Here is a 13,459-nt window from a genome sequence, read left to right as displayed (position 1 = left end):
AGAAAAAAATGAATGATGTAGTAATCGTGGCAGGGGTTCGATCCGCTGTAGGAGCGTTTGGTAAATCGTTAAAAAATGTTTCGGCCACTGAAATGGGTAGACAAGTGCTGGAAGGTTTGATGCAAAAATCTTCTCTAACTAAAGACTATGTAGATGAAGTTATATTTGGTCATGGATACGTCCATGGTACAGGGTTAAATGCTGCAAGGGTATCCTCTCAATTAGCGAACTTCCCCATCACAACCCCGGGGCATATTGTTATTAAGGCCTGCGGATCTGGTTTAAAGGCGATTACAAATGGCGCATTAGCTATCATGGCTGGACAGGAAGATGTCATCATAGCCGGTGGTGTAGAAAATATGAGTAACGTACCTTATGTGGTTAAAAATCGATGGGGAAGTAAGTTCGGTAATGTAGAAATGGAAGATGCTCTATTATCAGACGGACTTATTTGTTCATTAGAAAAGGAGCATATGGGGTGTACAGCAGAAACCTTAGCAAAACGGTACGGCATTAGCCGGGAAGATCAGGACCGTTATGCTTATGACAGTCATATAAAAGCTGCGACAGCCATTCGTGAAGGACGCTTTAAAGATGAGATTGTTCCTTTAGAAATAAATTCACGAAAAGGAATAGTTATATTTGATACGGATGAATCGGTTCGTGAAGATATCGATCTAACAGCACTAAAAAGTCTTAAACCCATGTTTCAAAAAGACGGAGATGTTACCGCGGGAAATTCATGTCCAATGAATGACGGGGCTTCTGCGTTATTGTTGATGTCCGAAGATAAGGCACAACAATATAATCTAAAACCGCTAGTCAAGATTAAAGCTTTTGCGAGTGTCGGAGTTGATCCGGCAGTGATGGGAATTGGCCCAGTCCCTGCTACGAGAAAGGCATTGAAAAAGGCTGATTTAACACTAGACGATATAGGTTTGATTGAGCTAAATGAAGCTTTTGCCGCTCAGGCGTTAGCCGTTATAAGGGAATTGAATCTTGACCCAGCCAAGGTTAATGTCAACGGGGGAGCGATTGCGTTAGGTCACCCTGTAGGAGCTACTGGTGGGAAACTTACTGTGACATTAATTCATGAAATGCTCCGAACAGGTGTGAAATACGGAATGGTCACGTTATGCATGGCAGGTGGTATGGGATTGACCGTTATTTATGAAAATATGCAAGTTTGATAATAAACGATTGCAAGAGGAGGAATACTTTTGGGGACTAATTGGAATAAACATACACTTAAAAAAGTGTTTACTCATATTGATGAGTCATGGGAGGGAGAGGTTTCGTTTCTGCAAAAAATGGGCCAATTTCCAAGCACATTAGGCAATGAAGCACCTATTCAAGAATTTATGGCGCAATTTTTTAAGAATGAATTGGGTCTTGTCACGGAATCGATTGTTCCTGATGTAGAAAAAATCTCTAAATTACCTGGATATTCACCACCAGAATGGACGTATGAAAACAGGCCTGTGGTCATTGGTACATGGAAAAGTGATGGACCTAAAGAAGGAAAGAGTCTCATTCTTCAAGGGCATGTGGACGTCGTGAGTGCTGAGCCTGCTTCCTTGTGGAACTATGATCCATGGGGAGCAACCATTGTAGGAGACAAGATGTATGGACGAGGAATTCAGGATATGAAGTCCGGGATTGCCGCATTTTGTTATGCACTAAAAGCAATAAAAGAATGCGGAATTGAATTAGGCGCGGATGTGATTCTAGAGTCGGTTATTGAAGAAGAATGTACCGGTAATGGAGCACTGACTACATTGGCTGAAGGGTATATAGCTGATGGAGCTCTTATACCTGAACCATTCGGACTCGTTGGTTTGAAAGCTCAGGTAGGAGTTATATGGTTGAGGATAAAGGTTACTGGTTCTGGTGCTCATGTGGAACGTGCAGATCGTGCAGTTAATGCGATAGAAAAGGCGTATGTCCTAATAGAAGCTTTACAAACGTACCGTAAGCATATTAATTCCCAGCCTAAACATCCGGATTTTTCCAATGTGAATCATCCGCTAAATGTAAATATTGGCATGATTCATTCAGGTGATTGGCCATCGAATGTACCCTCAGAATGTACCATTGAAGCAAGAGTTGGTTTTTATCCAGGAGAAGATCCACAAAAGATCAAGGATGAGGTTAAAGCTTTCTTATTAGAAGAGGCACGCAAAGATGAGTGGTTGCGTAATATGGAACCACAAATTACATTTTATGGATTTCATGCAGCAGGAGTTTCTCTTGACACCAATCAGGCATTATTTAAAACTCTAGAGATGGCTCATGAACGTACGACTGGAGAAAAAATGGATTATACAGTAATCACCGCTACCACAGACATTCGATTATATAATTTATATTACGATATTCCAACAACCTGTTATGGACCAGTGGGAGATAACATGCATGGTGCAGATGAATGGGTAGATTTAAATAGCGTTAAAGAGGTAACCAAAACGTATGCAGCCTTTATTCTGGATTGGTGTGGGGTACGCGCTGGATCATCACAACCGTAATGAAGTTCGCTAGAATGCTACATCAACTATTTAACTTTGTGAAGTCAGTTAAATTTACTCTGCTAAAACTGATCTATAAATTTAAAAGTGATACGTTTGAAATTCCCTTAAAATTTAGTTAACACGTAAAGGAGGTTATCAGAATGCAAAAAGATGTGAATTTAATTCAAGAATTAGTAGATCTAGATAAAAAGCATTTTATCCACCCCACATCGCCAATTAAGCAACAACAAGAACAGGGAGCTGCACTAATTTTTACAGAAGGAAAAGGAGTTTATCTGTATGATGTGAATGGTGATTGTTTTATTGATGCCATGTCCTCCCTGTGGAATGTCAACGTTGGTCACGGTAGAAAAGAATTAGGTAAAGCGGCAATGGATCAAATGAATAAGTTAGCTTTTAACTCTTGTTTTTCTACATTTAGTAATGAACCTGCCATTCGACTCTCAGCTAAACTTGCCCAAATTGCACCACCAGGTTTAAGTGCTACTTTCTTTACATCTGGCGGTTCGGAATCTAATGATACGGCGTATAAACTTGTTCGGCATTATTGGATATTAAAAGGAAAACCAAGTAAAAAGAAAATTATCTCACGAACTAAGTCCTATCACGGCGTTGCTATGGGAGCGACCAGCGCAACTGGGTTAAAACCTTTTCGAGATTTTACCAATTCATTAGCCCCTGACTTTTATCATGTAGATAACTTTTCCTCTCAAGCGCTTCGTGAATTAATTGAAGCAGAGGGATCACATACCATTGCTGCATTCGTTGCAGAACCTGTACAAGGTGCTGGTGGTGTTCATATAGCGCCAGAGAACTATTTCAAGGAAGTAAGAGAAATATGTAATGAGTTTGAGATTTTATTTATCACGGACGAAGTAATCACAGGATTCGGAAGAACAGGTAAATACTTCGGTATCGAACACTATGGGGTTACACCAGATGTCATGTGTTTTGCAAAAGGCGTTAGTAGTGGGTATCTGCCTTTAGGCGGTATCATACTTTCAGAAAAAATCCATCAAGATCTCATTGAACTTTCTACGGGTACACTTTTACATGGCTATACGTATAGTGGTCATGCAACAGCTTGTGCGGTTGGATTGAAGAATATTGAGATTATTGAAAATGAAAACTTAATTGAAAATGCAAGAGTAATGGGCCAGGAAATGTTAACTGGTTTTCAATGGCTACAAAACAATCTGGGCATTGTCGGTGATGTTAGAGGTTTAGGATTAATGGGTGCCATTGAAATCGTAAAAGATCAAGTAACTCAAGAAAGATTTGAATCTCCTTTGTCTCCATTAATTGTTGTAGAAGCAGCAAAACGTGGAGTCATTTGTAGAGCTATCGTTTTCGATAATCAAGATACCCTTGTATTTGCGCCACCATTAATTATCGATAAAACTGAAATTGAAAAAATGATGTCCATCCTTTATGATTCTATCCTTACGATTGAAAAGCAGCAGGAAAAAACTAAATAGTATTTATTTTTCTTCACAAATAACAATTTGTTTAAATGGTGCTTTGGCTTGGAATAATAAAATTGAGGTGAAAAGCTTGAAAAAACACTTGTTAATCAATGGTGAACAAGTTGAGACAAAGGAATATTCTCTTCTTTACTCACCTTATACACGAGAGGTTATTGCAGAAGTTGCAGTGGCAAATAAAGATCATGTGAAACAAGCAATTACAGCCGCTTACGAAGCTCAGCATGTGATGGCTAATATGCCTGCCCATGAGCGAGCACGTATTTTAGAAAAGCTAGTAGAACTTTTAAAAGAACAAGAAGACGATGCAGCAAAAATTATTACACTAGAGACAGCTAAACCAATCATGTTTTCAAAAGCAGAGGTAGCGCGTACGATTGACACCTATAAGTTTGCAGCTGAGGAAGCAAAAAGAATTCACGGCGAAACCATTCCTTTAGATGCATCTGCAGGAGGAGTAGGTAGAATTGGTTACACAGTACGTAAACCAATTGGTGTCATTGGGGCGATTACACCGTTTAATTTCCCGATGAATTTAGTTGCTCATAAAGTGGGTCCGGCTATTGCGTCTGGAAATTCGATTGTCTTAAAGCCAGCTTCTCAAACTCCATTGTCTGCACTATTTATTGCGGATCTTTTGCAAAAAGCAGGCTTACCTGATGGCGCATTAAACGTTATAACAGGAGCGGGTCGTATTATAGGCGATGCTATTGTTGAAGATGATCGTGTGAAAATGGTTACGTTTACAGGGAGTCCTGGTGTTGGAATTGGTATTCGTAATAAGGCAGGTCTAAAACGGACTACCTTAGAGCTAGGTTCAAACGCATCACTGATAATTGATAAAGACGTAGAAATTGATCGAGTGATTGATCGCTGCATCATGGGCGCTTTTTCGAATCAAGGACAAGTATGTATTTCTCTGCAAAGAATATATGTTCACGAAGCTCTATATGAAGAATTTGTAGAGAAATTTGTAGAAGCAACCAAAAAGTTAAAGTTAGGTGATCCACTGGATTCAGAAACATATATCTCTTCCTTAATTTCAATGGGAGATGTGGAGAGATCTCTTAGTTGGATTGAAGAAGCAAAAAGAGGTAACGCAAAAGTTGTCATAGGTGGAAAAGCACAAGAGACAATACTTGAACCAACCGTTATTTTAGATGCCGAACCACAATTAAAAGTTTCATGCCAGGAAGTATTTGCTCCAATCGTATTAATTAATAAAATAAGTTCAATTGACGAAGCCATTTCCTACGTTAATGACTCGCTCTACGGTCTTCAAGCAGGAATTTACACGAACAATGTAAAAAACGCCTTGACTGCAGCAGAAAATCTCCATGTGGGTGGCGTCATGATTAACGATGTGCCAACATTCCGTGTCGATAACATGCCATACGGTGGTGTTAAGGAAAGCGGAACGGGACGAGAAGGAATTAAATATGCAATCGAAGAAATGACTGAGTTAAAATTAATCGTCTGGAATCAAAACTGGTAGCATTGCGATAATATGACCATTTGTAACGGTCAATAATAGAGGCAAATAACGGCTGAAGATGCATCTGAGGTCACTGGAAAAGTCAATTTATATATGGGTGATTTCCGTTTCAGGCTCATGCTTTTTCCGCCGGAGTCGCCGCCTTCCACTTCAATCACTTGTACATATATTTTCTTTCATCTAAAAAATGGTGAGGTTCCTTTATTTATTCAAAATCATCTAACAGAATGTGCCGGCTTTTCAATCTAAAGAATCGCTTCTTTTTGTTGTATAATAAGTGTACTAATAACAGGTAGTGTCCCGATGATTTCCAATCTAGAATCTTTAAACCATTTATGGTGATTTACGATATCGTTGTGCCAGAAAATAATATGCTACGCTAATCAATGAACTCGTCGACTTTTTTTTTGTGCAGTAAAGTGTAAGGAAACTTTAGAGTTACTACAATACTAATAAAAATTTAAACAATAATAAAAGAAGTCGCAAAAATAGCGTGAGTTGTGAGGGTATTTGTCAGCCTCGTTTTATGTGCTCGTCAACCAACCGCAAACTCTGCTTATTTTACAATCGGCGCAATCTGGTCGATCCGATTTGTCCAAATCCCACCAGAATAGTTAGTGGGTAATCTTTTCATATCTTCTTCCGAATCAAACCCTTCTGACCAATTACCATTACCTGCAACTAGAATGACCCTTGTATCGACCGCATCCATCCGGTTTAATAATTTATCGGGCCATCCCCAAATCCAGGGTGCATATTTTTCAGGGATATGTACTTCGGTATGTCTACACTCATCAGGCATCACACCTGTCCAACCAACGCCTATATAGGAGAGCAAGCAGCTTTTTAGTGTTTCGATCGACATTACGCGCAATTTTGGTAAACGGTCTTTTAGTGAGGCTATTGGTTCATCTCCACCATAGACCGTTAATTGCTCAAGTCGATTTGCTGGGAGATTTGAAAGGAAGTCCGCTAGTTGCTCTCCCTCTTTCGAGTCATTACTTTTGATATGAATTAAAAATAACCTATCTGGAAACTGCCTTAATACTTCGTCCAGTGAAGGAATTAGACCGATACCTAGTCCACGGAAGGGATATGTTTTCCCCCCATCTTTATAGCCATACCCAATATCAATTTTTTTCAGTTCCTCGAGAGTATAATCGGCTACCATTCCTTTAACGTTTGTTCGACAATCGAGAGTCCAGTCATGGAAAACTGCGAATTGTTCATCTTTTGTGGGCTTAATATCAAGTTCAACCATATCGGCGCCTGCGTCAAATGCTGCTTCCATAGATGGAATCGTATTTTCAATGTAAGGATGCTCAGGCTCATATATACGTTCGGCTGTACATGTATCACTTTCGATCCCTTTCATGCTGAAGGTTTGGGGAAGGCCGCGATGTGCAAGTAAGAATGGTTCAGTTTGCCTTTCCTTCGTGAATAGAGAGCTATTATTCAAGAACATAAATACAACTAGAAATAATATAAAAATGAACAAGCCTTTTAATACTTTTTTGAATTTCAAAGAATCTCCTCCATCGATTAAAGAGTGTTCATGATATTTCTTAATTTTACACAAAAAACCAGAAAGAAGGAATATAATACATACTCCAAACTCTAGAAATGCCAGGAACTTCTACAATTTTCTTTTATCTTCTATAAAGAAAGAATTTAGTGTCAATTAGTAGTAATTAGAATGCTGACAATTGTTTATACTTTAGAATTAGGGTGGATTCTATTAAATACTTTCATGAGATTGCATCAAAATTAACTAGAGAATATCGTATAGTTGAATCAATTTCATAAATGCCTTTTGATGAATGATACACGAATATTTGATGTGTAATCCTTTGAATTTTTTAATAATTCCGGTTATTTGATTGGAGTGAAGGGTGGCGAAAAAAACATGTGCTCCTGCGGCGGGAAAAGTGTGTCCAGGTGTGACAACACAGAGAGCATCGCGTAAGGCACTGAAAAACTTACGTTATTAGAATTTATAGGTGTGTTTAAATTGAAAAAGGCGACATCTCGTTCGATTGTGAACGAGATGTCGCCTTTTCCTTCGTATTGCTTACTCTGATTCCTTCATTAAGGACAGAATTTGTTTGAGGTTTAAGGCAAATATCTCTATGGCTCCTTGCAACTTCATACCAAATAGACCTGCATATGATGCTACATAATACTCGTGTCTATGTTTCAACTCACTATGTATTCTTTCGCTTTTCCTTTAAATTCCTCACTACTTTGAAAGACTTCTATATCTTTATGTTCTGGCGATTTTATGGTCACAGAATAGGTCTTACTTTTCGCACATACTGTAGATTTTGAACAGATAAAGGAACCTTCCTTTTTTTAGAAAAAAGGAAAATATATGTACAAGTGATTGTAGTGAAAGGCGGCGACTCCGGCGGGAAAAGCGAGACAGACGAGACCCCGCAGGAAACGAGTTGTGAACAATTCGTTTGCGACGAGTAACCGCAGGAGCAAGAGTTTTTAAGCGGACGAGGAGGCTTGGCGATCGCCCCGCGGAACGCGTCCGCCTGTTTCTGCATCGCTACGCTAGCTTCGAAACATGAAAGTGCGCTGTAACGGAAATCACCTATACTATTCCATAAGCTAAGAGATGATAAATTAACTTTTTCAGTGGCCTCAGCATCGCGATTGAGGAGGCACACGGACCACCCGTAACGGAAATCGACGAAATCTTTGTTCGGGTTTACATCAGTTACGTTTCTCTGTGTTCGAAGGTGGCGATGGTTTATTTGCCAAAACTGACAAAAAGGTTTCTTGATGAGCGGTCGATTTGAGGGCGATAATCCTTTACAATAGGAAGATATGGTTTGATCGGGTAAGGAGTGTAACGCAGTGAGTGTGGTTAAAAGTTCGGATGTAACGCGGTGTAATTTGTCCGTGAGCAGCCGGTTTAGAAAAAGTAAACCGAAAATGGCTGAAGAGATGACTAGCTTGTTAAATGCGTCTCCGATCCTTAATGTTCATATGGAACGCCTTTCAGATGGCCAAGTGAATCAAAAACGTGTGTCATTATATATAGAATCAGATACAGTTTCAGGTACCCCGGTAATGGAGTGCGAATGGATTGGTAATGGACTTGAGGTCGCTCATTTCTATGTGACTAAAAAGCGTTTGCAATTAGGCAATAATAGACATATGAAAGCAAAGATGGCGTTTGATCGAAAGGGTCTTGTATCAACAGAAATGACGCTTTCTCTATACAGAATCATTCAGGCTTTACCCATAGCTTCAGAACAGTCGGAGTACGTAAAGAAACGGATTTCAAGCTGGGAATCTTATTTACGTGTGATGGAACGAAATGCAGATGTAGAGAGACTTGAAATCGGGATTCGTAGCGCTCGTATAAGTCTAGATTTTCGTAAAGTAACATTTGAGCTACAGAAGCTGCCTAACGGATTTGATAAATACTATCGAAAATCAGCAGTTAAATTGGTCGAGACGAACCAAAACCTCGGAAGTGTCGTACAAGTCCAAATGGGAAAACGAACAATTGATGTGGAACTTGGTAAAGATCTTCAAGAAAAGGCGAGAGAAGGAAAATGGAGAGTACCCGTAAACGGAAAGCTCGCTTTTGATAATGTAGCAGAAATGGCGCAAATCAATCGCCTAAAGGATGGCTTTAAACGTCTAGAAAACGGTTGGGCTGTCAATCCGAACCTAGAAAAACTCTTGTTTGAGAAACGTCCAACGGTACGAAAAGGGAAAGTTCCGGAAGATTTAACCTTCAAGCAAAACCTTAACGATTTCCAACGTCAAGCGGTAGAAGGTGCGATGGCGGCACAGGATTTATATGTCATCCAAGGACCACCTGGAACAGGTAAGACCACGGTGATTTCTGAAATTTGTTATCAACATGCGAAAATGGGGTTAAAAACGCTTGTTGCTTCACAGTCCAATTTGGCTGTGGACAACGCACTCGGAAAATTGCTTACTGATCAGGAAATCCGCATTTTACGGATTGGGCGAACTGAAAGCATTGAAGAAGAAGGCCAACGTTTTGTCGAGGAACAAGTGGCATTGTACTGGAAACACCAGACGCTTTCGTCCATTCAAACTCATGTAAATCAGTTTGAAAAAAATGGTCCAGCTATTCAAATTGCCATTGTAAAAACACAAGGAACACTGGACACACTTTTGACTGAAAAAGTACATCTAGAGTTACAGCTTGAAGAGAAGCGGGAAGCTGAAGTTAAACTTGAACACATGAAACGTGAAGTATCAGCGCTTCATTCAACTGTGGCTGAGACATACCGAAAAAAAGAGGCATTCGAGGCTCAAGTGCTAACGGCTCGTGAGATTTTGAAAGATGCGCAAAATCACTATAAAAACGCAAAAGAACAAGTGACTCTCTTTAATGGAACTGACAAGTTTTCGACTATGCAGGCCAAGATTCAATTGGAAATGAACGAAATTGAAAATCAACTGAAGTACATCGATGCTGAGCTAACCCTAACGGATAAAAAAATTGATCGTCAAGTACTGGTTGGTAAACTTAAGGCTATTCATGTAAAAGAACTAGCGGTGCAGGTTGGAATGAGTGAAGTGACAACCGTCAAAAAACTTGCTGACTTAAAGGAACTGATGGGTGACGAATCGTGGACGTATTCGCATGGAATACTGTCAGTAAAACGTCAATTGGAAAAACAGCAGTTCACATATGAAAAATTGAATCAAACATTTAAAGGTTCGCCTGAAGTGGATGACACCCTTAAAAAGGCGTTAGACTATGCCGAGCAGCAACTGAATGCACAGAATTACAATATGAAAATGTTGGCGAAGAAAATTATGATGAATCCACCACTAAATAAGTCCGAAGTGACAGATTCTCACGTAAAGGAACTGGTCGACGAATTCCGTGATTATGCGAAAAAAATGCTTGGTTTCCGTGAACCGTTGAATCAGACAGATAGGATGACGCTCTCCACGTTTTATGAAAATCTGATGATTGCCAAAAAATCAAGAGATGCTTTCAGTCGTAGTAAACGCGTAACCAATAGTGACAATGAGCAATTGAAAAAGGAAATACTGCAGACGTTTGAGCTGCTGAAAGAAGCAGTTGGACAAGCAATGACTAAGCGCTTAAAAGAGCTGAGTGAAGAATTCACTTATATGAAATCTCATGTAGAAAAAAAGGATAGCGAAATCTCTGAATGGGACATAGTCTTATCGGATTTACGCAAGAATTTGAACCATAAAGGAAGCTTTGGAACCGAAGTTGAGATGAAAAAGGAGTTTGCTGAAAAACAACGTTTGCTTGTGCAAATGGGAACTGAAGATGCCTTTGTTGACTCACTGGTGCGTTCCATGAACTCGTATAATGAAAAAGTTTCAAAACAACAACAAGAAATTACTCAGTTTCAAGAAGATATCGTGCAATTGGAACAACAAATGGACGTTAAACTAGCTAGTCAAGCTTTTTTAAAAGAGCAAATGTCACAACTGGCAGTCATTTTGGCGCTTCAAGTTGAAGATGAACTGAAGAGAATTCAATTTACGTACAAGGAAACGGTCTTGCAATTAGACGAGTTGAAACGTAAAGAAACATTCCTCTCAGTGTCTAATGACATTCGTTTGGAATGGAAGAGCATGTTGGAGGAATCAACTGCATACGATTTAGATGAAATTAAAAAGTTATACATCCAGTACGCTAATGTGATTGGCGTAACTTGTTCGATTTCAGCAAGTAAAGATTTTGTGAACCAATACCCCGATTTTGACGTCGTTATTATCGATGAGGTTTCAAAAGCAACACCACCTGAGCTACTACTGCCGATGTTAAAAGGAAAGAAAATCATTTTGGTAGGTGATCATCATCAACTTCCTCCCTTAGTTGGGCAGGACACGATGGATGAGACGCTGGAGGATATAAAAGATCCAACTGAGAAAGCCGAATTGAAATCGATTTTAAAGGAATCCATTTTTGAACGTTTATTTAAGGATTTACCTGAAGATAGCAAAACAACGCTTCGTATCCAATATCGAATGCATGAGCACATTATGGAAACCATCAATCCTTTTTACCAGGAGAAAAATTATGGATTGGCCTGCGGTATAGTCAATTCCAACAAGGAGCGGGATCACTTACTTGATGGCAAGCTATTCAAACGAGGTCAGCATATTCTCTGGTACGACATGCCCAATGAGCGAGGGTTCTTAGAGGAACGTGAGCAGCATAGCCGTAGCTATTACAATGCAGCTGAGCTGAAGCAAATCCGAGAATTATTGCTAGACTTGGACGAGGCTACTGCATCTGCGAAACGGACAGGTCTCTTGGATCCTACTGTGAAGAAAAAGGTGGGCATCATCAGTTTTTACGGGGAGCAAGTGAAGAAAGTGAATCGCTTACTCAGTCAAGAACTGAACCTTCCGCATCTACACTGCAGAACAGGTACTGTGGACAAGTTCCAGGGCATGGAGATGGACGTTATTATCCTGAGCTTTGTACGCAATCATCATCAACCTGACGGGAACATTGGTTTCTTAAAGGATTACCGACGATTGAACGTAGCGCTCTCTAGGGCACGTGAACTTCTAATGATTGTGGGCAGCGTGGACATGTTTACACAAAAAGCACATGGTGAATCGCAAAAGGCTATGTTCCAACACGTATTAAAAGTAGTGAAGCAACATGAAGGACTGAAACAATTGGAAACTAGCGTAGGCAGGAAGTGATAGTTTGAGCAAAAATCTACAAGTAGAGACAGAAATGTCGAAAATATCAGCCATGTTAGTAGAGCAATCCCACTTGCGCTTGCTAGGTAGCGACAGCTGGACTTTTCCTCTTCAATTAGCGGACATTCAGATGAAAACGGTTGTTCGAAGTCAAATGGATGTACTGATGAAAATGATTCTGAAAATATTGGACAGATTGGAAGTAAAGCAGGCGAATGAAATTAGCGAATTATTGACGGTTGAAACCATTTTTGTTGAGCATATGCTAGAGTTAATGATGCAAAATAAGATGGTTGAAAAATTAGAGACCATCTATCAACTAACCACTAGTGGCTCGATGCATTTAACCAAAGGTACATTTGCGCATGATCCAATGGAAGAGCATGTGGAAATTGCATTTAGCTCTTACCATAATGAATCTTTGGAGCGAGATTATAGTCGCAATGTATTTGATGAAGACGGAAATGTACCGGATTTTCGGTTTGAAAATGAAACCGACTTGGTCGATGTCAAGAACCTGGATGAGTTACACATCAAACAGATGATAGAGGACTCGGGTTATGAATTTTTAGTAGAGAATGGTCAGAAACTGATTGAAGAAATTTGTTCGGTTGATCTGAAAGAGAGCTTACGAGTGGTGTGTCTCGAATTCCATTTGCATGACCGTACGGAGGACAGTTTTTTTATTCGGGTTTGGAATACATGGACTGGGAAATTTGACCCGCGATTTGAAGACGAACTTAATCATAAGGAAGCTAGTAGATTGAGGAAGCTTTATGTTGGTTAGATAATATATTTTGTGCAAGGCTTTAAATCAAAAAAATACCCCCAGCTATCGGAGATGAACCCGATAGCTGGGGGTATTTTCGTACAGTATTAATCTATTTCTGTTTTTGAAGTATCGGTCTTAATCTAAAGGCGAACAAGCCGGCAAGTACTGCGAGAATGAGATCTTTAGGCAGGGGAACGGCCATCCATGCCCAAGCCATTTTGTAGGAAAAGGCTTCTGGTGCTGAAAACCAAATTTTTAACATAGCTGGACATTGTTTAAAGTTTCCATCTAAAGTTGGGTTTATAGTAGCGAATTAGCTGGAACACTTAACTATCTTTTTGGCACCAACTGGATTTGCACTTCGGAAATAGTCATGTGAACCCTCCAAAACTTAATATTGCAATAGAAATGGGTTTATAAGTAAACTTATTTTTATTCTAAGATAACGTGAAAAATAAAAGATAGAAATCAAATA

At 39.6% G+C, this 13,459-nt stretch carries 8 protein-coding genes and 1 pseudogene; 6 read left to right on the top strand and 3 right to left on the bottom strand.

Annotation, left to right across the window (positions count from 1 at the left end):
* Positions 1-8 precede the first annotated feature (8 nt).
* The 4 genes from E2636_RS15700 to E2636_RS15685 all read left to right on the top strand — a co-directional run bounded on the left by E2636_RS15700 (position 9) and on the right by E2636_RS15685 (position 5,507).
* Positions 9-1,190: a thiolase family protein gene (locus tag E2636_RS15700; RefSeq protein ID WP_134211049.1), complete on the top strand. Its 1,182-nt coding sequence runs from the start codon at positions 9-11 to the stop codon at positions 1,188-1,190.
* A gap of 30 nt (positions 1,191-1,220) precedes the next feature.
* The gene (locus tag E2636_RS15695) at positions 1,221-2,525 is read left to right on the top strand and encodes an ArgE/DapE family deacylase (protein WP_134211048.1); all 1,305 of its coding nucleotides are present in this window, start codon (positions 1,221-1,223) and stop codon (positions 2,523-2,525) included.
* Positions 2,526-2,668: 143 nt separating this feature from the next.
* Positions 2,669-4,006: an aminotransferase family protein gene (locus E2636_RS15690; RefSeq protein WP_134211047.1), complete on the top strand. Its 1,338-nt coding sequence runs from the start codon at positions 2,669-2,671 to the stop codon at positions 4,004-4,006.
* 76 nt (positions 4,007-4,082) lie between these two features.
* Positions 4,083-5,507 carry an aldehyde dehydrogenase family protein gene (locus tag E2636_RS15685; protein WP_134211046.1) on the top strand — a complete coding sequence of 475 codons (1,425 nt, stop codon included), beginning with the start codon at positions 4,083-4,085 and terminating at the stop codon, positions 5,505-5,507.
* Between the two features lie 556 nt (positions 5,508-6,063).
* Here the strand turns inward: E2636_RS15685 and E2636_RS15680 are convergent.
* Together E2636_RS15680 and E2636_RS19445 are read right to left on the bottom strand one after the other, a co-directional pair.
* The gene (locus tag E2636_RS15680; protein WP_134211836.1) at positions 6,064-6,972 is read right to left on the bottom strand and encodes a glycerophosphodiester phosphodiesterase family protein; all 909 of its coding nucleotides are present in this window, start codon (positions 6,970-6,972) and stop codon (positions 6,064-6,066) included.
* Between the two features lie 606 nt (positions 6,973-7,578).
* Positions 7,579-7,817 (bottom strand): annotated as a pseudogene (locus E2636_RS19445) (IS5/IS1182 family transposase); the annotation flags it as partial.
* Between the two features lie 633 nt (positions 7,818-8,450).
* On the opposite strand from E2636_RS19445, the gene E2636_RS15675 reads away from it, so the two are divergent.
* Together E2636_RS15675 and E2636_RS15670 are read left to right on the top strand one after the other, a co-directional pair.
* Positions 8,451-12,212 (top strand): AAA domain-containing protein, encoded by a 3,762-nt coding sequence (locus E2636_RS15675; RefSeq protein WP_134211835.1) that lies wholly within the window; start codon positions 8,451-8,453, stop codon positions 12,210-12,212.
* A gap of 4 nt (positions 12,213-12,216) precedes the next feature.
* Positions 12,217-12,999, top strand: a complete 783-nt coding sequence (locus E2636_RS15670; protein ID WP_134211045.1) for a hypothetical protein — start codon at positions 12,217-12,219, stop codon at positions 12,997-12,999.
* 94 nt (positions 13,000-13,093) lie between these two features.
* Here the strand turns inward: E2636_RS15670 and E2636_RS15665 are convergent, their stop codons facing one another.
* On the bottom strand, positions 13,094-13,246 hold the full coding sequence (locus tag E2636_RS15665; protein WP_407670260.1) for a hypothetical protein: 153 nt from the start codon (positions 13,244-13,246) through the stop codon (positions 13,094-13,096).
* Between the last annotated feature and the right edge of the window lie 213 nt (positions 13,247-13,459).

It is taken from the genome of Paenisporosarcina antarctica, assembly GCF_004367585.1.
Classification (GTDB): Bacteria; Bacillota; Bacilli; order Bacillales_A; family Planococcaceae; genus Paenisporosarcina; species Paenisporosarcina antarctica.
This window is presented reverse-complemented; position numbering and strand designations above follow the sequence as displayed.